This is a genomic window from Aequorivita sp. 609 (genome assembly GCF_014212065.1).
Taxonomy (GTDB): domain Bacteria; phylum Bacteroidota; class Bacteroidia; order Flavobacteriales; family Flavobacteriaceae; genus Aequorivita; species Aequorivita sinensis.
On the sequence record NZ_JACJVM010000002.1, the window covers coordinates 158,182 to 183,991 of the forward strand.

General features: G+C 34.9%; 20 protein-coding genes and 1 tRNA gene. 14 read left to right on the plus strand and 7 right to left on the minus strand.

Annotated elements, in window-relative coordinates; genetic code table 11:
- Positions 1–11 precede the first annotated feature (11 nt).
- The 4 genes from H4O20_RS00725 to H4O20_RS00740 form a co-directional block, all read right to left on the minus strand.
- Positions 12–815 (minus strand): MotA/TolQ/ExbB proton channel family protein, encoded by an 804-nt coding sequence (locus H4O20_RS00725; RefSeq protein WP_139856154.1) that lies wholly within the window; start codon positions 813–815, stop codon positions 12–14.
- Between the two features lie 302 nt (positions 816–1,117).
- Positions 1,118–1,205: transfer RNA gene (locus H4O20_RS00730), tRNA-Ser, on the minus strand.
- Positions 1,206–1,364: 159 nt separating this feature from the next.
- Positions 1,365–2,393, minus strand: a complete 1,029-nt coding sequence (locus H4O20_RS00735; RefSeq protein WP_139856155.1) for an asparaginase — start codon at positions 2,391–2,393, stop codon at positions 1,365–1,367.
- A 73-nt stretch (positions 2,394–2,466) separates the two neighbouring features.
- Entirely contained in the window at positions 2,467–3,231 is a 765-nt protein-coding gene (locus tag H4O20_RS00740; RefSeq protein ID WP_185097957.1) for a TatD family hydrolase, read from the minus strand.
- A 48-nt stretch (positions 3,232–3,279) separates the two neighbouring features.
- Here H4O20_RS00740 and H4O20_RS00745 point away from each other — a divergent pair, with 48 nt between their 5' ends.
- The 3 genes from H4O20_RS00745 to H4O20_RS00755 are packed head-to-tail and all read left to right on the plus strand — an operon-like array spanning position 3,280 to position 6,433.
- Entirely contained in the window at positions 3,280–3,726 is a 447-nt protein-coding gene (locus H4O20_RS00745) for a retropepsin-like aspartic protease (RefSeq protein WP_185097958.1), read from the plus strand.
- A gap of 59 nt (positions 3,727–3,785) precedes the next feature.
- Positions 3,786–5,795 (plus strand): ATP-binding protein, encoded by a 2,010-nt coding sequence (locus H4O20_RS15285; protein ID WP_185097959.1) that lies wholly within the window; start codon positions 3,786–3,788, stop codon positions 5,793–5,795.
- Complete coding sequence (locus H4O20_RS00755) at positions 5,792–6,433, plus strand: response regulator transcription factor (RefSeq protein WP_139856157.1); 642 nt, start codon at positions 5,792–5,794, stop codon at positions 6,431–6,433. The genes H4O20_RS15285 and H4O20_RS00755 overlap by 4 nt, the downstream gene beginning before the upstream one ends.
- Positions 6,434–6,523: 90 nt before the next feature.
- Here H4O20_RS00755 and odhB read toward each other — a convergent pair whose 3' ends face one another.
- Positions 6,524–7,744, minus strand: a complete 1,221-nt coding sequence (odhB, locus tag H4O20_RS00760; protein ID WP_139856158.1) for a 2-oxoglutarate dehydrogenase complex dihydrolipoyllysine-residue succinyltransferase — start codon at positions 7,742–7,744, stop codon at positions 6,524–6,526.
- Between the two features lie 87 nt (positions 7,745–7,831).
- A complete protein-coding gene (locus tag H4O20_RS00765) occupies positions 7,832–10,609 on the minus strand; it encodes a 2-oxoglutarate dehydrogenase E1 component (RefSeq protein WP_185097960.1) in 2,778 nt (925 codons plus the stop codon).
- A 112-nt stretch (positions 10,610–10,721) separates the two neighbouring features.
- Here H4O20_RS00765 and H4O20_RS00770 point away from each other — a divergent pair, with 112 nt between their 5' ends.
- Complete coding sequence (locus tag H4O20_RS00770) at positions 10,722–11,252, plus strand: alpha-ketoglutarate decarboxylase (RefSeq protein ID WP_139856160.1); 531 nt, start codon at positions 10,722–10,724, stop codon at positions 11,250–11,252.
- Here the strand turns inward: H4O20_RS00770 and H4O20_RS00775 are convergent.
- Positions 11,249–12,223, minus strand: coding sequence for a polyprenyl synthetase family protein (locus H4O20_RS00775; RefSeq protein ID WP_185097961.1), 975 nt, complete (start codon positions 12,221–12,223; stop codon positions 11,249–11,251). The two genes, H4O20_RS00770 and H4O20_RS00775, sit on opposite strands and share 4 nt — an antisense overlap.
- A gap of 227 nt (positions 12,224–12,450) precedes the next feature.
- Here H4O20_RS00775 and H4O20_RS00780 point away from each other — a divergent pair, with 227 nt between their 5' ends.
- The 10 genes from H4O20_RS00780 (at position 12,451) to H4O20_RS00825 (ending at position 25,805) form a co-directional block, all read left to right on the plus strand.
- Positions 12,451–13,062, plus strand: coding sequence for a TetR/AcrR family transcriptional regulator (locus tag H4O20_RS00780; RefSeq protein ID WP_185097962.1), 612 nt, complete (start codon positions 12,451–12,453; stop codon positions 13,060–13,062).
- A complete protein-coding gene (locus tag H4O20_RS00785; protein ID WP_185097963.1) occupies positions 13,055–14,434 on the plus strand; it encodes a TolC family protein in 1,380 nt (459 codons plus the stop codon). The genes H4O20_RS00780 and H4O20_RS00785 overlap by 8 nt, the downstream gene beginning before the upstream one ends.
- A gap of 26 nt (positions 14,435–14,460) precedes the next feature.
- The gene (locus H4O20_RS00790; RefSeq protein WP_185097964.1) at positions 14,461–15,621 is read left to right on the plus strand and encodes an efflux RND transporter periplasmic adaptor subunit; all 1,161 of its coding nucleotides are present in this window, start codon (positions 14,461–14,463) and stop codon (positions 15,619–15,621) included.
- Between the two features lie 14 nt (positions 15,622–15,635).
- A complete protein-coding gene (locus H4O20_RS00795; RefSeq protein ID WP_185097965.1) occupies positions 15,636–19,133 on the plus strand; it encodes an efflux RND transporter permease subunit in 3,498 nt (1,165 codons plus the stop codon).
- A gap of 189 nt (positions 19,134–19,322) precedes the next feature.
- Positions 19,323–19,643 carry a hypothetical protein gene (locus H4O20_RS00800; RefSeq protein WP_185097966.1) on the plus strand — a complete coding sequence of 107 codons (321 nt, stop codon included), beginning with the start codon at positions 19,323–19,325 and terminating at the stop codon, positions 19,641–19,643.
- A 3-nt stretch (positions 19,644–19,646) separates the two neighbouring features.
- Positions 19,647–20,603: a T9SS type A sorting domain-containing protein gene (locus H4O20_RS15075; RefSeq protein WP_260402621.1), complete on the plus strand. Its 957-nt coding sequence runs from the start codon at positions 19,647–19,649 to the stop codon at positions 20,601–20,603.
- 205 nt (positions 20,604–20,808) lie between these two features.
- The gene (gene aspS / locus H4O20_RS00810) at positions 20,809–22,563 is read left to right on the plus strand and encodes an aspartate--tRNA ligase (protein WP_185097967.1); all 1,755 of its coding nucleotides are present in this window, start codon (positions 20,809–20,811) and stop codon (positions 22,561–22,563) included.
- Between the two features lie 83 nt (positions 22,564–22,646).
- Positions 22,647–23,192 carry a hypothetical protein gene (locus H4O20_RS00815; protein ID WP_185097968.1) on the plus strand — a complete coding sequence of 182 codons (546 nt, stop codon included), beginning with the start codon at positions 22,647–22,649 and terminating at the stop codon, positions 23,190–23,192.
- Complete coding sequence (locus tag H4O20_RS00820) at positions 23,164–24,036, plus strand: tetratricopeptide repeat protein (protein ID WP_185097969.1); 873 nt, start codon at positions 23,164–23,166, stop codon at positions 24,034–24,036. Before H4O20_RS00815 ends, H4O20_RS00820 begins: the two co-directional genes overlap by 29 nt.
- Entirely contained in the window at positions 24,009–25,805 is a 1,797-nt protein-coding gene (locus H4O20_RS00825; protein ID WP_185097970.1) for a chloride channel protein, read from the plus strand. Before H4O20_RS00820 ends, H4O20_RS00825 begins: the two co-directional genes overlap by 28 nt.
- Positions 25,806–25,810: the final 5 nt, after the last annotated feature.

The window sequence follows — 25,810 nt, forward strand, 5'->3', positions numbered from 1 at the left end:
TTTGTTTAAATTTATTTTTTTGAGTTGTAATCGAACAACATATCGATTAAAGTGATAGAAGCATCTTCCATGCTGTTTACAATACTATCGATTTTAGCGATAATGTAATTGTAAAAAATCTGAAGGATAATCGCAACGATCAAACCAAATACAGTTGTTAAAAGTGCAACTTTAATACCACCAGCTACAAGAGAAGGGTTCATATCACCAGCTGCTTGAATTTTATCAAACGCAGTAATCATACCTATTACAGTACCCATGAAACCAAGCATCGGTGCAATAGCGATAAATAGAGAGATCCATGATACGTTTTTCTCAAGTTGTCCCATTTGAACACCTCCGTAAGCAACTACAGCTTTTTCAGCTAAGTCTATACCTTCGTCGGCTCTATCAAGACCTTGATAGTAAATTGATGCAACAGGACCTTTTGTGTTTCTGCACACTTCTTTAGCAGCGTCTATACCACCACTGTTTAGTGCGTCTTGAACATCCTGAGCTAATTTTTGTGTGTTGGTTGTTGAAAGGTTAAGGTAGATAATTCTTTCAATAGCAATTGCCAATCCTAGAATTAAACATAGAAGTACAACCCCCATAAATCCAGGACCACCCTCTACGAAACGTTCTTTTAATTCTTGATGGAATCCTTTATCAGCAACATCGGCAGAAGCCGTTTCGTCCTGAATAAAAGATACTGTTGCTGCTGCTACCAAAGCTTGTGAGCTTGTTGGTAATGTTTGCGCTGTTGAAGCGTTTGCGTTTAACGTGCCTACAAATACCATTGCGGCGAGCGCCATAATAGAAAATAATTTTTTCATTGCTATCGACTTAAAGTTTGTTTTTAGTTAAAGGTTTAAAGATATAAAATAATTTAGTTAATCTACAAGAATATTAATATGTACTAAAAAGGAATTTCCAATCCACCCTAAATAGGTTAATATCAGCTTCCTTTTTAAATTTTAATGAACTTTTATACTTATATATAGTATCAATTTTTCTTGATTGAAATCTGTTAATTATCTTAATCAAGTCTATCGTTGCTACTATTGCATTTATTTCTACTTTATTTAGTTGCTAGAGCACGCTCTTTCATTACCTTAATAATGCAAAAATATACTCGCAGAGAGGAAGGGATTCGAACCCTCGATACGCTTTTGGCGTATACACACTTTCCAGGCGTGCGCCTTCGACCACTCGGCCACCTCTCTAAAAAATGTTTTTTAGCTCAGAACAAATCTGAAGCAAAAATTTATTTCAAATATTCGAATCGAACATCTACTTATTAGTTACAAAAAAAGGTGCTTCCGCTTAACGAGTGCCAAATATCAAAAAAAAATCAACGCCATAAAAAAAAATAACAGATTAATTTACTGCATTTCTCCTCTTAATGAGGTTTCGAATATAGTTTTGAAGCTATTTGGAGATACATTTTCACCTAATAAGTACATTAATTTAGCCAATGCAGCTTCTGTAGTGCTATCCTTTGCACTAATTACCCCCATTTTTTTAAGCTCTGTACTAGTTTCGTAAAGACCCATGTTTACGCTTCCACCAGTGCATTGGGTTACATTTATTACCGGAACTCTTCTTTTTATAACATTCTTAAGCGAATTGATAAACCATTCTTCAGTAGTTACATTACCTGCACCGTAGGTTTCTAAAACTAAACCTTTCATTTCAGGATAATCGAATAAATACTTAATAGTTGACTCATCTATACCTGGAAAAATCTTAACCAACAGTATATTGCTCTCCATCGTTTTATGAACTTTAAGTCTTTTTCTGCGGTTTGGTTTGTAAAGCGCTTGATTATTAACCACTAAATGCAACCCACTTTGAACCAATTCTGGATAGTTTGGCGACTCGAAAGCCTCAAAATGCTCTGCATTAATCTTAGTTGTTCTATTTCCTCTATATAGTTTGTACTCAAAATAAAGACAAACCTCCGCAATTTTCGGAACGCCCTTTTCTCGTAACGATGCAATTTGAATGGAAGTAATTAAATTTTCTTTTGCATCGGTACGTAAATCTCCAATTGGAAGTTGGGAACCAGTAAAAACCACAGGTTTTCCTAAATTCTCCAACATAAAACTCAAGGCCGATGCCGTATATGACATTGTATCGCTACCGTGCAATACTACAAACCCATCAATTTCATCATAGTTTTCTTCAATAATAGTAGCTATATCTACCCAATACTTAGGGTTCATATTAGAACTATCAATGGGTTCAGGAAAAGAGGTTGTAGTAATATTACAGTCTAATAATTTAAGTTCGGGAATATGATTTAATAATTCATCAAAATTGAAATTGCGCAAAGCACCAGTTTCAAAGTCTTTTATCATCCCGATAGTTCCACCTGTATATATAAGGAGTATGTTAGGTTGGGTTTTCATATTAATCTCTAAGCTTTTAAATGAAAAATAAGATGTTGCGATTTAAAAGGTTTCACGATAAGGCTCTTAGTCATCAAACTTTAAAAACCGCTTTGGAATTTTCAGTCGTTATACGAGCCACTTCTGCTTCAGAAATATTGTATAACTCTGAGAGTTTTTTACAAATTAAGGCCAAATAACTACTTTCATTACGTTTTCCTCGATAAGGAACCGGAGAAAGATAAGGCGAATCGGTTTCCAAAACGATATGTTTCAAAGGAATTTGGTTTAAAAAAGTATCAATCTTTCCATTCTTAAATGTAACTACACCACCTATCCCCAATTTCATATTAAATGAAATAGCTCTTTGTGCTTGTTCAAAATCTCCGGTAAAGCAATGGAAGATTCCAAAGAGGTCTCCACTTTTTTCAGTTTCTAAAACTTCAAAAATTTCATCAAAAGCATCACGACAGTGTATTACTATAGGCAGTTTGTATTTTTTTGCTAATTGAATTTGGCGTTTAAACGCTTTTTTTTGGATTTCTAATGTAGAAGTATCCCAATAAAGATCAATTCCTATTTCGCCAACAGCAAAGAAATCTCGTTTTTCAAACTGTTCTTCTACATGAGCTAATTCTTCTTTATAGTTTTCTTTAACTGAAGTTGGGTGTAGGCCCATCATTAAGAAAACATTTTCGGGATATTCCTTCTCTAGATCATACATAGATTCGGTAAAACCTGAGTCTATTGCAGGGATAAAAAAACGTGTAACCCCTGCATCAAATGCACGTTGCATCATATCTGCTCGGTCATCAGAAAAGGCGTCACTATATAAATGGGTATGGGTATCTGTCATCATAACTGCAAAGCTACTTATTTTGTTTACTATCTTTGAGCAAAAAAATTGATGCATTTACGAGAATTTCTTGAAACTCAAGGTTTTTATCGCATTCCACTTAAAAAATTAGCAACAGGGCATTATTTGTTCTCGGCTAAAATAAATGGTGTTTCAGGCGATTTCATTTTAGACACTGGTGCTTCTACCAGTTGTGTAGGCTTCAAAAACAGCACTCACTTTAAACTTATTAGTGAAGAAAGCATGATTAAAGCTGCTGGTGCCGGAGCTATAAACATGGAAACTATGCTTTCCAGAAAAAACATTTTTGCATTTAAGAATTGGAAGATTTCTAATATGGATTTTGTGTTATTTGATCTCACTCATGTAAACGCAGCATTAGCACAAGTTGAAGAAGGACCTATTCACGGTATTATTGGAGCCGATTTTCTAAAAAAGAATCGCGCAGTTATCGATTATGGAAGAAATTGCTTTTATATAAAGCTACCGAGTCTTTAACTAAAAGAATTATTGTATTTTTTTAAGTACATTTATAGTAAATAGATGATAATATAAACGTGCTCAAGAACCTAGCTATATTTTTTATTATTATTGCGTTATCCCCCATTTGGGGATTCAACGCGCATGAAATTAAGTATTCTGGATTTGCTCAAATCGAACAATCTAGAACTGAAAAGTTAGCAACTTTAGACAGTCTTATTTCCCTAAATAAGAAGACTAATATCGATGCTTTTATTCAATACAGTATTGAATACGTTAAATTAGCTCAAGAACTAGACTTTATAGAATCTGCTGCTAAAAAAGCGATCGATCTACAACGTCCACTTACAAACTTTCGCAACGACCCTTTAAACGCAATAACCGTTATAAACAGCGTTCTCGCGCGAAAGTATAAAATAAACGACAGCTTATTACTTGGAGGTTTATATCTAAAACGAGGTATGGCAAACACACAAGTTGATGCTAATAAAGCAATCTCCGATTACAATAAAGCATTTTTAAATTTCTCTTATTGCGATTCACTTAGTATTGCAGAAACACATTATTATCGCGGGCAAGCATACTCAAGTTTAGGAAAATTCATACTTGCAGGGGAAGACCTACACAAGGCATATTCGATTTTTGAAAGTCAAAAAAAGTACGACTGTATGATTACTGCTCAGCAAGGAATCATTAATATGTTTAGTAGAAATGGTTTTTATGAAAAAGCAAAAACAGAAAGAAATGCCCTAATAGAGAAAATTAGAAAATTAAAATTAAACTCCTTCTTATCTCAAGAGTACTATAATCAAGCCATTGATTACCACAAAATGGGCGATAAAAATGCTGAATTTAAATCTTTGCTTTTAGCGGTAGAAAACTTTGATAATGAAAAGTCTAATAAAACTGTATTTATAAACATTCACTCAAGTCTTGTAAACTACTACTGCGAGCGATTCCAGATTAAAGAGGCAAACATTCATTTAAACCTATTAGAAAATATAAAACTTGACATTCTTGAAGACCAAGTAACAAAAATTAAATATTTAGGTGCAAAGGCTAAATTTTTACAAACCACAGGTTATTACGAAGAAGCTGAAAAATTTGCCGTTCAGTGTTTAGAAATCGCACAAAGCATTAATTCTGAAGACGATATAATGAATTCTTACAAATTCTTATCAGAAATCTACTTTGATATGAAAGAGTACAGAAAAAGCATCGAAAGTAACCGCGCCGCATCTTTAATAAAAGATTCCATTTACAATAGAAGTACCGCAAATGCATTAGCTTACTATCTTTCTTTATATGAAACTGAAAAAAAAGAAAAAGAACTAATTGAAAAAAACACAAACATTAGCTTACTAGAAAAGGACAATGAAATTTTTAAAAAAGCAATGGTTTTTGGTGGAATAGCTTTAATCCTAGCTTTCGGAGTGGTTATTTTATATCGGAATCAAATACATTTAAGAAGTAATAAAGATCTTCAAGAAAAATTCAGTCAGGAATTACTTATTTCTCAAGAAAAAGAACGTCGCAGAATATCGAAAGATTTACACGATGGAATAGGGCAACAATTACTACTCATAAAAAACAAACTGATTAAAAAAGGCACCCCAGAAGTTAAAGAAATGGTGAATCATACTATTGAAGAAGTACGAAGCATATCAAGAGACTTGCACCCATTTCACCTTCAAGAACTAGGAGTTACCAAAGCCATAGAAAACACAATTAGGCAAATAGATGAAAACACATCCCTTTTCATTTCTTCAGAAATAGATAATATAGATAATTTATTTACTAAAGAAGAGGAGGTCAACATATATAGAATAGTTCAAGAAAGCTTAAGTAATATTATAAAACACGCAAATGCTGAAGCTGGGAAAGTTTCTATTAAAATATTGTCAAACAATATACTTATTTCTATTCGCGACAATGGTGTGGGTTTTGATTTTACTGACAAATACCAAGATTTAAAATCTCTTGGGTTAAAAACGTTACTAGAACGCACTAAATTTCTAAAAGGGCAAATGAAAGTAACTTCAAAAAAAGACTTTGGAACATTATTAGAATTTCAACTACCATTATGAAAAAGCATAAACATTCAATTATTATAGCAGATGACCACCCTTTATTATTAAAAGGGTTAAGTGATTTTTTGATTGAGAAAAACTATAATTTAATTGGTAGTGGAAATGACGGAAGGGAAGCTTACAACTTAATTGTGAAGGAAAATCCCGACATAGCCATTATCGACATACAAATGCCGTATATGTCTGGGATTGAAATTGCACAAAAATGCAAAGGCCTAGAAGGTGTTGATACAAAAATTGTACTTATCACTCTTCATAAGGAGAAGGAGCTTTATCAAAAAGCACAAGAACTGAATATATTCGGATATATTTTAAAAGAATTTGCTTTAGATGAAATTGAAAATTGCATTAAAACCGTGTCTAAGGGGGAACCTTTTTTCAGTAATAGAATCATGGAGCTGATTGACATTAATCCTGTTGAAAGCAATGATTTAAAAAAGCTCACGCCCTCAGAAAAAAAGATTCTGAAGCTTATTGCAATTGACAAAACTAATAAAGAGATAGCTTCACTACTATTTATATCCTACAGAACGGTGGAAAAACACAGAAGCAATATTATCAACAAATTAAACTTAGAGGCTAAAACCAATAGTTTGCTTATTTGGGCGAAAGAAAATCATGAAAAATTACTATAAGGTTGTTCTTTTCAATCTTATATATTAATTATTACAAATAAAAAAATCCGGCCAATAGCCGGATTTTTTAATAGATATCTATTCGTTAGATTATAATTCTAACGCTTTTTTCACATCGTTATTCATTAATAACTCAACTGGATTTTCTAATGCTTCCTTAATTGCAACTAAGAATCCAACTGATTCACGGCCATCAATAATTCTATGGTCGTAAGAAAGTGCAACAAACATAATAGGTGCTACTACTATTCCTCCATCTCTTACAATAGGGCGTTCAACAATATTGTGCATTCCTAAAATTGCAGATTGTGGCGGGTTGATAATTGGAGTTGAAAGCATACTTCCGAAAACTCCTCCGTTAGAAATTGTAAACGTACCACCTGTCATTTCATCAACAGTTATTTGACCATCTCTAGCTCTAAGTGCAAGGCGCTTCACTTCATCTTCAACACCTCTGAAACTTAAATTTTCAGCATTTCTAATTACAGGAACCATTAAACCTTTAGGTCCAGAAACGGCAATTGATATATCTTTAAAGTCGTAAGAAATCTTATAATCTCCGTCAATCATAGAGTTTACATCTGGGTATAGCTCTAATGCACGAACAACTGCCAAAGTAAAGAAAGACATAAAGCCTAATCCTACTCCGTGTTTAGCTTTAAACTGTTCTTTATACTGACTTCTTAATTCGAAAATTGGCGACATATCTACCTCGTTAAAAGTAGTAAGCATCGCTGTTTCATTTTTAGCTGAAACCAAACGTTCTGCAACTTTTCTACGTAACATAGAAAGTTTTTTACGCTCGCTTCCACGGCTTCCTGTTCCTGGAGTACCCATAGATGGAGTTGCCTTAATAGCGTCGTCTTTAGTTACGCGACCGTCGCGTCCACTTCCTTTTACATCTTTAGAAGACATTCCTTTCTCGTCAAGAATCTTTTTAGCTGCTGGAGATGGAGTACCTGTAGCGTAAGATTTCTTTTCTTCTTCCTTTGGAGCTGCTGGTTTAGAAGGAGCCTCTTCTTTCTTTTCTTCTTTTTTATCAGCTTTAGGAGCATCTCCGCCACTTGGCTTTGCAGCGTCTGTATCAATAATACAAACCACCTGCCCTACTTCAACTGTATCACCTTCTTCAGCTTTTAAAGTAATGATTCCACTCGCTTCTGCCGGAAGTTCAAGAGTTGCCTTGTCACTATCTACCTCAGCGATTGCTTGATCTTTTTCCACATAATCGCCATCGCTTACTAACCATTCGGCAATTTCAACTTCTGTGATGGATTCTCCCGGAGACGGGACTTTCATTTCTAATGCCATATTATTTCTGTTTTATATAAACCTTCGTTTATTAATCTAATAAATTTAAATGTTTTTACTTTATTATTTACAAAGTAAGCATAATTCTTACTTCATGTCTTTATCAAACACGTTTTCAATTACTTTAGCGTGTCTTGCTTTTGAGCGAACAGTACTTCCTGCAGCTGGAGCAGCATACATTTTTCTACTGCAAACTCTAAAGTTTTTAGCTTCTTCAAAATGCATCATTAAATAAGAATAAGCTCCCATATTTTTAGGTTCTTCTTGTGCCCAAACTATATCGTCTGCATTTTTATACTTCTTAATAATCTTATTAATCTCATCGGTTGGCAGTGGAAATAATTGCTCAATTCTTACCAACGCAACATCATCTCTTTTCAATTCTTCTCTTTTATCAAGAAGGTCGTAATAGAATTTACCTGTTACAAATACCAATGATTTTACTTTTGACGCTTTTACCTCCGCATCATCAATAACCATTTGGAATGTACCATTTGCAAATTCCTCCTTAGTAGAAACTACTTTTGGATGACGCAGTAAACTCTTAGGAGTAAATACAATTAATGGTTTGCGGTATTTAGTTTTAATTTGTCTTCTCAATAAGTGGAATAAGTTTGCTGGTGTTGTAACATCTGCAACAAACATATTATCTACAGCACATAATTGTAAGTAACGCTCCATTCTTGCCGATGAGTGCTCTGCACCTTGGCCTTCATAACCGTGTGGCAATAACATTACCAAACCATTTTGAAGCTTCCATTTATCTTCAGCAGCTGAAATATATTGGTCTATCATAATTTGAGCTCCATTACTGAAATCTCCAAATTGTGCTTCCCAAATGGTTAATGTATTAGGGCTAGCCATAGCATAACCATAATCGAAACCTACAACTCCATACTCAGAAAGCAATGAGTTGTAAATATAGAAATTAGCTTGATCGCCTTTTAAGTTGTTTAAAAGAACTACTTCTTCTTCGCTATCTTCAACTTTTATTACTGCGTGACGGTGAGAGAAAGTTCCACGTTCTACATCCTGCCCACTCATTCTTACATCGTGACCTTCTTTCAACAAACTTCCATAAGCCAATAGCTCACCCATTGCCCAGTCAAGTTTGTTCTTCTCAAAGTACATTTCTTTTCTAGACTCAATAAGCTTAGCTATCTTCTTAAGGAATTTCTTATCCTTTGGAAGCGCTGTAATTACCTCAGCAATTTCATCAAGCATCTTTAAATCAAATGTAGTGTCAACAGGCTCTAACATCTGACCATCTTCAGAATATTCGTAACCATCCCATTCATCTTGCATAAATGGAGTAACGGTTGTTTTATCCTCTTTTCTTGAGTCTTCTAGATTTTCCTCTAGTTTATCCTTGTATTCTTTTTCTAGTTTAGCAACGTATTCGCTATCGATTACCCCTTCACTAATCAATTTTTCAGCATAAATATCTCTTGGATTCTTGTGCTTAGCAATTGCTTTGTAAAGTTTAGGTTGTGTAAAACGAGGCTCATCACCTTCGTTATGTCCGTATTTTCTATAACCTAATAAATCAATAAACACATCTCGACCGTACTCCATTCTGAAGTCAAGTGCAAAGTTCATTGCGTGAACTACAGCTTCTACGTCATCTGCGTTTACGTGAAGTATTGGAGATAATGTTACTTTAGCAACATCAGTACAGTATATAGATGAACGTGCATCTAGGTAGTTTGTAGTAAAACCTATTTGGTTGTTTACTACAATATGTATTGTTCCGCCTGTTTTATAACCGTCAACCTGTGCCATTTGCACAATTTCATAAACTAGACCTTGACCAGCAATTGCAGCATCACCGTGAACAACTATTGGCAATACTTTGCTTGGGTTGTCTTTGTGATGGTCGTCTTGTTTAGAACGTGCAATACCCTGAACTACTGCTCCAACAGTCTCCAAATGTGAAGGGTTTGGCGCAATGTTCAAGTTGATTTCTTTTCCTGAATCTGTTTTACGTTTTGAAGTCCAACCTAAGTGGTACTTAACATCTCCATCAAAAATATCGAGTGCGTAATCTTTACCGTCAAATTCACTGAAAATATTCTTTGCACTTTTTCCGAATATATTTGTAAGAGTACTTAAACGACCACGGTGAGCCATTCCCATTACAAATTCTTCAACACCTCTTTCTGCTGCGTTTTCGATAAGAGTATCTAAAGCTGGAATTAAGCTTTCACCTCCTTCTAAAGAGAATCTTTTTTGCCCCACATATTTAGTGTGAAGGAAATTCTCGAAAGATACTGCCTCGTTAAGCTTTTTAAGAATATGCTTCTTTTGGTCTACAGTAAAGTTTGGCTGATTGTCGTTAGCATTTAGTCTTTGCTGAATCCAATCTATTTCTTCGGGTTTACGAAGAAACATATATTCCATACCTATAGATTCGCAATAAATTCTCTTAAGGTGCGTGATGATTTCTTCAAGAGTATTTTCCCCTATACCAATAATTTCTCCCGCTCTAAATTTCGCTTTCAAATCGTCTTGTGAAAGTCCGAAATTCTCAATATCTAAGGTTGGGGTATAAGTTCTACGCTCCCTAACTGGGTTTGTTTTTGTGAAGAAATGCCCTCTTGTGCGATAGGCATCAATTAATTTTATTACTTGGAATTCCTTAATTACATCAGCACAAATTGCACCTAGATCATAATCCTGAGGATCTGTTGAAGCAACTCCTGAATCCGCAAAGAATTCTTGACTTCCTGGCTCTGAGCCAAAATCAAACCCTTGGAAGAATGCTCTCCAACTTGGTTCAATGCTATCTGGGTATTGTAAATATTTTTCGTATTGTTCTGCGATTACAGATGGATGAACCGCGTTTAAGAATGAAAATTTATCCATGATAAATATACAAATGGTCTTTTAAATAAAACGGTACAAATTTACAATAATTAAGCACAATAGGCGGCTCGATTTCATATATTTATTGTTTGAAACTCATAAAGTATTCATAATGGAAAAGACAGTATATAGACTAATTGCTAAATTATTACTAATTTTAGTAATATTCTACTCAAATAATGCGAATGCTCAGGAGAAACAGTACAACTTTTGGGACCATGTGCGATTTGGTGGTGGCGTGGGTTTAAATTTTGGAAACGGTTACTTTAGCGGTACGCTAGCTCCAAGTGCTATTTATCAATTTAACAATCAATTTTCTGCAGGAGTAGCACTTACAGGAACTTATGCAAGTTTAAAAAATAACAATTCTGCAACTATTTTAGGTGGAAGTGTGCTCGCACTTTATAACGTAATTCCTGAAATTCAGCTTTCAGCAGAGTTTGAAGAATTAAACGTAAACCGAACTTATAAATATATAGGTAGCCCCGATGTAACAAGAAATTATTGGTATCCTGCCCTATATCTCGGTGCTGGATTCCGAAGTAATAATTTTACTATGGGAGTTCGATACGATGTACTTTTTGATAAAGATGAAAGCATTTACGGGAGTGCCTTTGCTCCATTTGTAAGAGTGTATTTTTAAACGTTTCGCTCCATCAAGCTATTTCCAAACTGACGAAGCATTTCTCTTTTCTCATCAGTAATGTTTATTTCGTTCAACACAGAATAAGCCAAATTACTGTATTTTTCAATTTCAACTTGAGTAGCTTTCGCCGCTCCAGAGTTAACAAAAATATCCTTAACTGTTGAGATTTTATCAGCTGGATCTTTTGGATTAATACTGTAAAGATGTTCCAATTCTTCAGCTTGAACTTTACTGCTCTGTTCTATTGCTATTAGGTAAAGAAAAGTTTTTTTGTTTGCAATTATATCGCCACCAACTTGCTTCCCAAATGTTTCTGGGTTACCAAAAACATCTAAGTAATCGTCTTGTAATTGAAATGCAATTCCAAGATTTCTCCCAAACTGATAGATTTTATCCTTATCACTTTCAGAAGCATCAGCAACAATAGCTCCCATTTTCATAGCCGCTCCAACCAAGACAGCGGTTTTATGGTCTATCATATTAATGTACTCTTCTAACGAAACATCATCACGAGTTTCAAAATCCATATCGTGTTGTTGCCCTTCACAAACTTGTAAAGCAGTTTCACTAAAAAGTTTAGCTAAATCCTGAAATGTGTTCGGATTGTAATTTTCAAAAAATCTATATGCTAAAATTAGCATAGCATCACCGGAAAGAATACCTGTATTTACATCCCACTTTTCGTGAACAGTTGCTTTACCTCTACGTAAAGGCGCGTTATCCATAATATCATCGTGAATAAGCGAGAAGTTATGGAACAACTCTACTGCCATTGCTGCAGATAAAGCCTCTTTATAATCTTTACCAAAAAAATCACAAACCATCAGCGTTAGTGCTGGTCTAATTCTTTTACCTCCTAATGAAAGAATATACTTAATAGGATCGTAAAGTTGAGCTGGCTCGTTTTGAGAAACTGCTTTTTCAAGATTTTGATTGAGAAGTGTGTTGTATTTCGATAAAATTTCCATTGAATAAAAAATTTTGGCTAAGGTAAAATAAGCATTGCAAATGCACACAATTTATAACCGAAAAAGAGTTGAAACTTAAAAAGTAGATTTCTCCTTTTGAAGAATAACACAAAAATTTATTCATCACGCCCGCTATTACATCCTCACATCCAAAATGTTAAATAAAATAAAACTTTGGAAACTACTATTGTTTTAAAAGTTTCCACAACCTATCTTTGCACCCCATTATGAAAGAACGAATAATCCATAAAGCTACAGACCTCTTTTTAAAGCTTGGTTTTAAGAGTGTTACCATGGATGATATAGCTCAAGAGTTAGCTATATCAAAAAAGACGATTTACACACATTTTAAGAATAAGACTGAACTTATTAAAGAATGTGCTTGGTTTATGCTAGACAATATCACGACTGGGATAGACGAAATATGTGCATTAGATATAAATCCGATTGAAGAATTATTCAAGATTAAGAAATTTATAATGCAGAAATTGAAGGATGAACATTCATCTGCACAATATCAGCTAAACAAATATTACCCCGAAATAAGTTCGAATATTCATAAGAATCAGCTTGAAAAAATGTTGGAAAGCACCCAAAAGAATATAAAAAAGGGCATAGAACAAGGCTTATACCGTAAAAACCTTGATTCAGATTTTATAAGTCGTCTCTATTTTATGGGGATAACCAACATTCACGACCAAGCATTATTTCCTATTGAAAAGTTTTCATCAAAATATAGGGCTGAAGAATACTTAGAATATCATTTACGAGGAATTGTAACACCTGAAGGATTAATGACACTAAATAAATACCTTAAAGAACATCACACTAATGATTAAAAGAATTTTAATAGTCAGTATTATACTGTTCAGTTTTGCAGGATTTTCTCAAGAGCAAAAAGAATATAGTTTTAGTCTTGAGGAAGCAATTCTATTTGCTTTAGATAGCAATTACACTTCTATTAATGCTAGACGTGACATTGCTAAGGCCATAAAGCAAAAGTGGGAAACTACAGCTCAAGGGCTACCGCAAATTAGCGGAAGCGCAACTTATCAAAACAACTTAAAACAGCCAGTAACCTTGCTTCCTGGGGAGCTTGCAGGTGGAGAACCAGGCACATATCTTCCAGTAACTTTTGGTACAAAGCAAAATGCCAATGCAGTAGCTACTTTAAACCAACTTATTTTTGATGGCAGTTATCTTGTAGGTTTAAAAGCAGCAAAAACATTTTTAAAATACTCCGAGAATTACAATGAAAAAGTGCGTTTAGAAGTACGCAAAGGTGTTATTAATGCCTACGGAAGTGTTCTACTTTCTGAAGAGTTGGTAGCTATTTTTGAAAAAAACAAAACCAATCTAGAAAACAATCTTTTTGAAACCAGGAAAATATTTGAAAATGGATTGGCCGAAGAAGAGAGTGTCGAGCAGCTAGAAATTACACTTTTAGACATCGAAACACAATTAAGCAATGCCAAAAGAAGTCGGAAAATAGCAAAGCAAATGTTCAACCTTTCTTTGGGAATAGATGTTGACACTCCAATTATGTTAACAGACGATTTAGACAAATTAGCAGATGCAAATATTAGTCTTGCACTTTTAGACGATTCAATAAATTTTGAAGAGAATGTAGATTTCAAAATTGCAAACAATCTCGTTCAACAACGTTTTTTTGAAAATAGATTAGAGAAGAGTAAAGCACTACCAACACTTTCGGCCTTTATAAATTACGGCACCTCGGCAAATAGTGAAGATTTTACATTTTTCAATGGAGACCAAAAATGGTATCAATCCTCAGTACTAGGTGTAAGCTTGAACATTCCTATCTTTAGTAGTGGTATGCGAAGCGCTGCGACACAACGCACAAGAATTGCTTTAGACCAAGCTAAAACAGATTTAGAAAACACCAAGCAAGAAATTAAACTCGATTTAACTACGGCCCAAAGCAATTATCAATTCGCAATCGAGAATTATGAAAATTCTAAAAAGAACTTAAGATTAGCAGAGCGAATTGAAAATAAAAATCAGGTAAAATTTACTGAAGGCTTATCAACGAGTTTTGATTTACGACAAGCACAAACACAATTATATACAGCGCAACAACAGTATTTTCAATCGATGTTGAATGTAATAAACGAAAAAGCAAATCTGGAAACAGTTTTAAACATCCCGCAATTACGGATAGTTTCGGATGAAATAAAAGGAAAATATTAACCCTACCGACTTAAATAAATCAAAAAATGAAAAAAACATTCCTACTTATAATCTTTATAGCCACTTTGGTTTCTTGCGGCGGTGACCAAAAATCTGTGGATTCTCTCATAGAATCTGGAGATCTTTCTGCAATTAAGACTAAAAGAACTGAACTTAATCAACAACAAAGAGACCTTAAGGCTGAGATCGACAAGTTGAATGAATATATCGATTCTCACGAAAAAAAGGAACGCCCAGCGTTAATCACTGCTGAAGTGATTAAAGACACTGTTTTTAAACACTATGTTGAAGTGCAGGGGAATGTTGAAACAGATCAAAATGTCGTATTGAATGCCGAATACTCAGGTGTACTTACCAACATATACGTAAAAGAAGGTCAGCGGGTGTCAAAAGGGCAACGTCTTGCAAAAATAGACGATGGTGGTTTATCTAGCCAAGTAGCGCAACAAGAAGCACAACTAGCATTAGCAAAAACAACTTTCGAACGTCAAGAAAGACTTTGGGAACAAAAAATTGGTTCAGAAATTCAGTATCTCCAAGCAAAAACCAATTACGAAGCAGCAAGGAACACCACCAATCAGTTGCGCGCTCAATTAGGAAAAACAATCATTACTGCGCCATTTAGCGGAGTGATAGATGATATTATTTCAGATCCAGGTCAAGTAGTTGTACCGGGACAAACTCCAATTATTCGACTAGTAAACTTGAGTGATATGTATGTTAAAGCGTCAATACCTGAAACCTATTTAACAAACATTAAAAAAGGGACACGTGTTGAAGTAAACTTAGCGTCAATTAATGAAAATTTTACAGGAACTGTTCGCCAAGTAAGCAACTATATAAATCCGAATAATAGAAGTTTTGAGATTCAAGTTGAAATTCCAAATAAGGACGGGAATGTAAAACCAAATCTAATTGCAACAGTTAAGGTTAACGATTACAGCGCTGAGAATGCCATTACTATACCTGAGAATATTCTACAAGAAAATGCTGCAGGTGAAACTATTGCATACGTATACAAACCTATAGACGACAGTATTGGTGTTGCTAAACGCATCATTATTGAAACAGGGCTTTCATACGGTAACCACACCGAAGTAAAGTCGGGACTCAAAAAAGGTGATACTATTATAAAAGAAGGTGCAAAAACACTTCGCGACGGTCAAAAAGTAACTATCAAACAATAAGAAACTCTTGCAAAATGAGCAAAAACCCGTATAAAGAATTTAGTATATCATCTTGGGCTATCGATAACAAAATGACAGTTTATGTGGTAATGGCTATTATCCTGTTTTTAGGTGCCTTTGCCTACTATAGTATGCCACGAGAGGCATTTCCTGAAATTATTGAAACTAAGATTTATGTAAGTTCGGTTAACCCAGGAAACTCTGCCGAAGACGTAGAAAAGTTTATAACCGAACCCTTAGAAGAAGAGTTTAAGGATATTGCAGGAGTAAAAGAAATTACTTCTACCACACTTCAAGATTACTCTATAATTATTGTAGAATTTGAAGAAAGTGTAGAAATTCCTGTAGCAAAACAATCTGTTAAAGATAAAATAGACCTTGTAAAAGCGGAAGCTACTTGGCCAGTACTTACCAATGGAGCTAAAGTTGAACCAAATGCTTTCGATTTAAATTTTTCGGAAGAATTTCCTATTCTAAATATTAACCTTACAGGAGATTATACCGTTCAGACATTAAAGGATTACGCTGAATATCTTCAGGATAAAATTGAAATGCTGCCTCAAATAAAGGAAGCTACTATTCGAGGGGCTGAAGAAAAAGAAATTGAAGTAGCTGTCGATATTTATAAAATGTCTGCTTCTCAAGTGAGCTTCGACAATATTATAAATGCTATTAAAGGTGAAAATACTACAATTTCTGGTGGTAATATTATAACCAATGGGGTTCAAAAAAACATTCGTATTACGGGTGAAATTCAAAACCCAAAAGAGCTAGAAAGGCTTGTAGTTAAAAAAGATGATGGGATTGTTTTCCTAAAAGACATTGCCGACATTAAATTTCACGAGAAAGATGCCACAACATTTGCTCGTGAATACGGAGAACCTGTTGTGATGCTCGATGTTAAGAAACGAGCAGGAAAAAACATGATTGAGGCGGTTGAGCTAATTAAAGACCTTATTAAAGACGAGCAAGATAATTACCTTCCAGAAACGCTTCATATAAGTCTTTCTAATGACCAATCAATCAAAACTGAAAACCAGGTAAACGACTTGGTAAACAACATCATTTTTGGAGTAATCTTGGTGGTTTTAGTCCTGATGTTCTTTTTAGGATTTAGAAACGCGCTTTTTGTTGGTTTTGCCATCCCACTCTCTATGCTTATGTCCTTGTTTATACTATCGTCAATAGGTTTTACGCTTAATACAATGGTGCTTTTCGGACTCGTTATGGGTCTCGGAATGTTGGTAGACAATGGAATTGTGGTGGTAGAAAACGTATACACCTTGATGAGTGAGGGAATGTCGCCTAGAAAAGCAGCAAAACAAGGTATGGGTGAAATTGCTTGGCCTATTATTGCTTCTACTGCTACTACACTTGCAGCCTTTTTCCCGCTCGGACTTTGGCCAGGAATGATAGGTAAGTTTATGATTTATTTCCCAATTACGCTGTCTGTAGTATTGAGTTCTTCGCTTTTTGTAGCCCTTGTAATTAACTCCATGCTTACTTCAAAATTTATGAAGATTGAAGAAGAGCCGCTTACAAAGCGAAAGCTTATTCGCTGGAGTTTAATATTGTTTGGAGTTGGAGCATTGCTTCTGATTACTGGATTTATTATAGATATTGCTGCCTTTAGAGGATTTGGAAATTTAGCAATCCTAACCGCTATAATGCTTTGGTTATACAAATATGTATTGGCAGGTGCAGTTGAGTATTTTCAGTATAAATCTTTGAAAAAACTTGAAAACTTCTATGAAGGCACTTTAAAATATGCATTAAAAGGAACCAAAGCCTACGTGTTTTTCTTTGGTACAGTGGTATTGTTAATTCTTTCATTCGTCTTAGTAGGCTTAGTACAACCCAAAAGGCTTTTCTTTCCAGAAAATGAACCGAATCAAATTATTACTTATATAGAATATCCACAGGGAACAGATATTGAGAAAACAAACGAGCTTACCAAACAAGTTGAGGAACGTATATATAAAGCCATTTCAAAATACGAAGACAATGGCTACAATTATATGGTTGAATCTGCAGTTTCGCAAGTAGGCCAAGGTGCTGGAAACCCACAAACCGATGGGGGCCAAAGTAACGATATGCCGCAGAAAGGGAAAATCACTTTATCTATGCGAGATTATCAATTGCGACGTGGTGTAAAAAGTAGTGATGTTTTAGAAGAAGTTCGAGAATCGGTAAAAGGTTTTCCAGGAGCTTCTATTATTGTTGAAAAAGATGCTGCTGGACCTCCTGTTGGATACCCAATTAATATCGAATTAAGTGGGGATGATTATGAGGAAATGCTTCACGAAGCCGAAAATCTTCGTTCGTATATTGAAGGGTTAGGTATTAGCGGGATTGAAGAGCTAAAAATAGACGTAAATAAAAGTAAACCTGAGATGAATGTAACTGTAGATCGTGAAAAAGCGGGACAGTTAGGTATTAGTACAGGGCAAATTGGGCAAACGTTACGTCGTGCCATTTTTGGAGAAGAAGCTTCTACTTACAAAGATGGAGATGACGATTACGAAATAAACGTACGTCTTTCAGAGGCATCGAGGTATGACGAAAGTGCACTTTTTAATCAACCAATTACTTTTAGAAACAATCAAGGGAAAATTGTTCAAGTACCCATTTCAGCTATGGTTACCAAAAACAATACAGCTTCGTTTAGTGCAATAAAAAGAAAAGATTTAAAAAGAACCATTACTGTTTATTCAAACGTAATTGGAGGTTATAACGGAACCGAAATTGTAAACGATTTAAAAACCGAACTTCAAAATTACGATTTACCTAATGATGTTAATTTAACCTTTACAGGAGAGCAAGAAGAACAAGAAGACAATATGGGCTTCCTAATGATGGCGCTATTTTATGCTTTAGGAGGAATATTATTAATATTGGTTGCTCAGTTTAACTCACTTTCAAAACCTATTATAATTCTTACTTCGGTAGTATTAAGCTTAGCAGGTGTATTCCTCGGATTGGTAGTTTTCCAAATGGATTTCGTAATTATTATGACGATGATGGGAATTATCTCGCTTGCAGGTATTGTTGTAAATAACGCTATTGTACTTATCGATTATACCCAGATTCTTATAGATCGTAAGAAGTATGAGTTGCAAATGGACGAGGAGCAAATGCTTACCAAAAAACAATATTTTGAGATTATTGTAGCGGGTGGAAAATCCCGTTTGCGTCCAGTGCTATTAACAGCGATTACAACCGTTTTAGGGCTTATCCCGCTTGCTATCGGATTTAACATTGATTTCTTCGGTTTGTTTACAGATTACAGCCCTAATATTTATATTGGTGGGGACAACGTAATTTTCTGGGGACCACTGGCTTGGACAGTAATTTTCGGATTAATTTTCGCAACTTTCTTAACCTTAATTGTGGTTCCGGTGATGTTTTATTTGGTGAATCGCGCTAAAATTAGACTGAGAAAGAAAAAGCGATTAAAGCAGTTAAAAAAGCAAAGAGCTAAAGAGGCTAATAATTACGAGCGGATAGCCTAAACTATTAATATTCAATAAACACTGAAACCCTTTTGGCTAGCAATTTTCCAAAAGGGTTTTTTATTGTACATACTTAAACTTAGCAGAAAAAAGGGGAAATCCCCCATCATATTACAGGGAATTACCTATTTTTAATTTTGAAGATTTTTGCATAATTTTAAGAAATCAACTAACTTTAATCCTCATATTATGACATTACAAGCCACAAGCCACAAGCCACAAGCCACAAGCCACAAGCCACAAGCCTTAAAAGCATTAATACTTCTACTATTTTTATTTTATTCTATTTTCCTATTTGCTCAGAATAAACAAGATTATTATGTTGCCCAGGATGCCGGTTCTGCCTATCTAATGATAACAAGCACCAGCAACGGCACCTCCAACAATTATATTATAGATACTACTAATAGTATTACAATAGACGTTTCAAGCTATACTAGCGGCACTTATAATATAGCATTGGTATGCGATGATCAAATACAAGATTCGAAAAACCTTTTAAAGCAATAGATTATGAAAACTATAATAATTCTAATAATATTGACTTTATATTTTAATATCAGCAATGGGCAGATTGTAAATATACCGGATGCAAATTTTAAAAATGCTCTTATTGACGAAGGGGTTGACACCAATAACGATGGTGAAATACAGGTGAGTGAAGCCGAAGCAGTTATAAGTTTAAATGTGTGGTTTAAAAATATTTCTTCCATGGAGGGAATTCAGAGCTTTATAAACATTGAAACATTAATTTGTTCTAATAATCAAATAGCCTTTCTAGATCTTTCTCAAAACCTAAACCTTGTTAATTTATATTGTCATAATAATTTATTGAGCGAATTGGATGTGTTACAAAATTCTGAATTAAAAGTGTTATGGGTCGCAGAAAATTTACTTAGTGATATAGACCTTCAACAAACTTTGCAGCTTGAATCTTTTATTGGTGATGGTAATTTTTTTACCAGCTTAGACTTATCGGAGAACTTTAATCTCTTGAATTTTTCGTGTACAGATTGCGAATTAGAAAATTTGAGGATTGATAATGGTAATAACCACCATGTAAATGATATGTTTACAACTGGAAACCCCGATTTGGTATGCATACAAGTTGACATTGAGAATGCTAATTATCCAGAATGTACAACTGGATTACCTATAACTGGATGGTGTATTGACTCGTGGACTTCATATAGTGAAGATTGCTCCTTAGGTTTAAATGCTGAACCCCTAGACTATTATGGCATCTACCCAAACCCAGTAAACGAAGTTTTACAAATAATTTCGCCTAACCGTAAAGGAAACCTCAATATTAAAATATACAATACTGTAGGTAAACTTTTAAGCAATCAAACTTTAGATTTCAACAAGCAAAGTTCAATAGACGTTTCAAATCTTTCCAGCGGTATCTATTTTTTAAATATTGAAGATGAAAGCGGAAATACAACTATCAAAAAGTTTGTAAAAGAATAAATAATCTAATGTACCTAACAGCATTTTTATTAACCTGCAAAGATTTAAAAAACTTTGCAGGTTTTTTTACTGAGTATTTCTATATAATTCGTGTCCCAAGCCTTCGGGAGTGGCAAAACAGCCACAGAAATAATAATCCGCACAAAACCACAACAATTCGCTTTATACTTGTTAAATTTGCCCTGCTAATTTTTTTCAGAATAAGATGTACAGAACGCATAATAACGGCGAACTACGCGCCGCAGATATCAATAAAGAAGTAACCCTTTCAGGATGGGTACAAAAAACTCGTGATAAAGGATTTATGGTTTGGGTGGACCTTCGTGACCGCTACGGCATTACCCAACTTATTTTTGACGAAGAACGTACCCCAAAAGACGTAATGGACAGATGTTCAAAACTAGGGCGAGAGTTTGTGATACAAGTAACGGGAACTGTGATTGAACGCGTTTCAAAAAATCCCAATATGCCGACTGGGGATGTGGAAATATTGGTTTCTAAATTAACTATATTAAACGAATCGCTTACGCCTCCATTTACCATTGAAGATGAAACAGATGGTGGTGAGGATTTACGTATGAAATATCGATACCTAGATATTCGTAGAAATCCAGTGCGAGAAAATCTTATTTTCCGTCACAAAGTTGCTATTGAAGTGCGTAACTATTTATCAAACCAAGGTTTTATTGAAGTAGAAACTCCTTATTTAATTAAATCGACTCCTGAAGGAGCGCGCGATTTTGTAGTGCCTTCAAGAATGAATGAAGGACAGTTTTATGCCCTTCCACAATCGCCACAAACCTTCAAGCAATTGCTTATGGTGGGTGGTTTGGATAAGTATTTTCAGATAGTAAAATGTTTCCGTGACGAAGATTTACGTGCAGACCGCCAACCAGAATTTACCCAAATAGACTGCGAAATGGCTTTCGTAGAACAAGAAGATATTTTAAATGCTTTTGAAGGTCTAACGAGACACCTTTTAAAAGAAATTAACGGCGTAGAGATTTCTGAATTCCCAAGGATGACATACGACGAAGCAATGGCTAAATACGGAAACGACAAACCAGATATCCGATTTGGGATGGAGTTTGGCGAGTTAAATGAAGTAGCTCAACACAAAGACTTTGGCGTTTTTAACCAAGCTGAATTAGTGGTTGGAATTGCAGTTCCTGGTGGAAATGCGTTTACAAGAAAAGAAATAGATAAATTAATAGACTGGGTTAAACGTCCTCAAGTTGGTGCTTTAGGAATGGTTTATTCGCGTTGTAATGACGACGGAACCTTTAAGTCTTCTGTAGATAAATTTTTCGATCAAGATGATTTAGCAAAATGGGCAGAAATTACAGGTGCAAATCTGGGCGATTTAGTATGTGTACTTTCTGGTGATAAAAACAAAGTAAGAGCACAACTAAGTGCTTTAAGAATGCATTTAGCAGAGCAACTTGGTTTAAGAAAGAATGACGAGTTTGCACCACTTTGGGTAATAGACTTCCCACTTTTAGAATGGGATGAAGAAACGGAGCGTTACCACGCAATGCACCACCCATTCACATCTCCAAAACCTGGACAACTAGAACTTCTGGATACTAATCCTGGAGAAGTAAAAGCAAATGCCTACGACTTAGTTTTAAACGGAAATGAAATTGGCGGAGGCTCTATCCGTATTCACGATAAGAAAACTCAGTCATTGATGTTTGATTATTTAGGGTTTACACCTGAAGAAGCAAAAGCACAGTTCGGTTTTTTAATGGATGCCTTCCAATACGGTGCACCTCCACACGGTGGATTAGCTTTTGGACTGGATAGACTGGTTTCTATTTTGGGCGGACAAGAAACAATACGCGATTTTATTGCATTCCCTAAAAACAATTCGGGACGCGATGTAATGATAGACGCCCCTGCTCCAATTGATGAAAAACAATTAGAAGAACTTCACCTTAGGGTTGAATTAAATAAATAAAACACCTTAAACCTAACAGGTCAGAGTGCTTCTTGTATCGCAATGTCGGTTAGGTTTTTTGATTAAGGTTATCAATATAATTAATGAAAGCTCTAAAAATCATCACATTTATAGTTCTAGGTCTTTGCATTATAGCACTCTTTGTCTTTTTTGGCGGTTGGTTGTATTACCACAAAAAATTCCCAGTTAACGAGGAGGCCTATCCAAATTATGTGGGGTACATCAATCAAGAAACAACAGCCTTAAATAGAAGTTACAATCTTTGTGATCCTAAAACAATATATCACGTACATCACGGTGCTTCAGAAGAAGGATATGTTGGTAATAAAAAGCAGTATAGGGATGATATACTGGCGCAATACAAAAACAATAGTTATACAGATTCTGGCTATCTAAACTTTAGATTTTTGGTTAATTGTGAAGGAAAACCAGGATGGTTTGAAACTATTGAAGTAGACACAAATTATCAAAAAACACAATTTTCAGAAGAATTAGTCTCCCAATTACTCGCATTAACAGCTCAAGCAAAACATTGGAATATAATACGTTTTGATGAACAACCCGTAGATTATTATATGTACGTATCGTATAAATTAAAAGATGGAGAAATTACTGAAATATTGCCTTAGCCTACTATTTATTGCAGCTGTGTTTACTTCTTGTGAAAAAGACCCTTCACAAATGTCTGAAGCTGAAAAGAAGCAATACTCGGTTGAATTATACAAAGAAGCAGTAGGCTTACACGCTGCACAAGGCGACCCAAGAGTTATGACAAAGCTGGAAGCAGCGGTTGCCATGGACCCAAACAATTGTAAAGCGCTCCGAGAACTTTCTGTAGCCTATTTAAAGCGGGGATTGATTGATGAATGGAAAATTAAATTCGACAAAGCCGCTAAATGCGATCCAAAAATTTGGGTGCCGTGGCGAGGGTATCTTTACCTACAGTTTTATAGAGATTATGAAAAGGCTATTGCAGATTTTGATGCTTCAGATACTTTAACCCCAAACTTCACCGATGCACCACAGGGCCACAGTGTAGATTATTGGCGTGGATTGGCCTATCTAGGCCTAAAAGATTACGAGAATTCAATTAAGTATTTAAACCGTTATTTAGATGATGTAACAGAAAAGAATGGTGAAGATTGGGCTGAGCCTACTGCATTTCTATATAGAGGAATTGCTCATTATGAAAATAACACCCCTGAAGCTGCCCTAATAGACTTTGACAAGATGATTTTCTATAATCAAAACAAGACGGCAGATGGAAGTTATTATAAAGCTTTAATTTTATTTGAACAAAATAAATGTGAAGACGCTAAGAAAGAATTAGAAACAGCCTTTAATAATTTTAAAAATGGTTATTTTAACAAACACGTTTACACCGAAGCTTTAAAACAGATCTATATTCAGGACTTAAATAATTTAGAAAACGCGATTAGCAATCAATGCCCGCACAAAAAAGAAGCATATTAGCACGCCTACTTATCTGGCGAATTAAGAATATATCAAATCAGCGATTTGTATATATCTTAAGTATAATTGTAGGTTTCTTATCAGGCGTTGTGGCTGTAATTATCAAAAACGGCACTCACTTTATTCAGCTTTTACTAGAAGGAAAATTAATTGCGGAGTACTATTCTGCTTTTTACTTTATCTTCCCACTTATCGGACTCGGAATTACTTATTTAGTTATTAAGTACTTAATCCGAAATAAAGTAAACCACGGCATCCCTTCTACCCTTTTTGCTATATCAAAAGAAAAGGGGTTGATGAGGCGTTTTCAAATGTTTGGAAGTATGATTGCCGCCCCAATTACAGTAGGTTTTGGTGGATCTGTAGGGCTTGAGGGGCCCACTGTTGCTACAGGTGCTGCAATAAGTTCGAATCTTTCACGCGTATTACACGTAGACCAAGCCACCCGTACTTTATTAATAGGATGTGCTGCAGCAGGGGCTATGTCGTCTATGTTTAAGGCTCCAATCGCTGCTATTATTTTTGCGATTGAAGTTTTTAGTTTAGACCTCACTTTAGTTTCTATGGTTCCTTTGCTGTTAGCTTCGGTTTCAGCAATTTTAACTTCTTATTTCTTCTTCGGAAATGATGTTCTACTCCCTTTTAAAGAAACCGACACCTTTAATATTAGTAATATTCCTTTCTATATAATTCTTGCAGTAATAGCTTCATTAGTTTCAATATACTTTGCAAAAACCTATGCATTCTTTCAAGATATGTTCGAGAAGATAAAATCGCCAATTAAAAGACTTTTTATAGGTGGTTTAAGTATTGGTGTACTTATATATTTTATCCCACCCCTTTATGGAGAAGGTTTTGACATTATAAACGATATAGTAAAAGGAAAACCAGAGTTAGCTTTACAGAACAATATATTTAATCTAGACCTAAATAGTGTGTGGATGGTGATTGCATTATTATCTGGATTAGTCTTTTTTAAAATTATAGCAAGCGCTTTGACCTTTGGCGCAGGAGGTGTAGGAGGTATTTTTGCACCAGTACTTTTTATGGGAAGTATAATGGGGAATGTTGTGGCCAAAATAATAAATAATTGTGGATTGTTTCCAAATGGAGTTTCGGAAAGTAATTTCACTTTAGTGGGAATGACAGGCTTAATGGCAGGAGTACTTTACGCTCCTTTAACCGCAATTTTCTTAATCGCAGAAGTAACCGGAGGCTATGAACTCTTTATTCCTTTAATGATTGTAGCTACCATATCATTCTCTATGACAAAGTACTTTATTCCACATTCGGTTTATGCTATGGAACTAGGGAAAAAAGGAGATTTAATTACTCATAATAAAGACCACGCAGTGCTTACATTAATGGATATAAAAACTGTGATTGAACGTGATTTTATAAGTGTTAATCCACAAATGAATTTAGGTGAAATAGTAAACCAAGCGGTTGTTAAATCTAAAAGAAATATTTATCCTGTTTTAAACAAAGAAACAAAGGCTTTGGAAGGAATTATACTTTTAGACGACTTAAGACCTGTGATGTTTAATCAGAGTTTATACGAAGAAATGAAAGCTAGCGAGTTAATGCATCATCCACCTGCAGTGGTTAACCTCAGTGAAGATAAAATGACAGAAGTAATGAAAAAATTTCAAGATACTGGCGCGTGGAATCTCCCTGTAATTAAAAATGGCGAATATTACGGATTTATATCAAAGTCTAAGTTACTCACAGCCTACAGAAAAAAGTTAATTGATTTTTCTAGAAACTAATACCT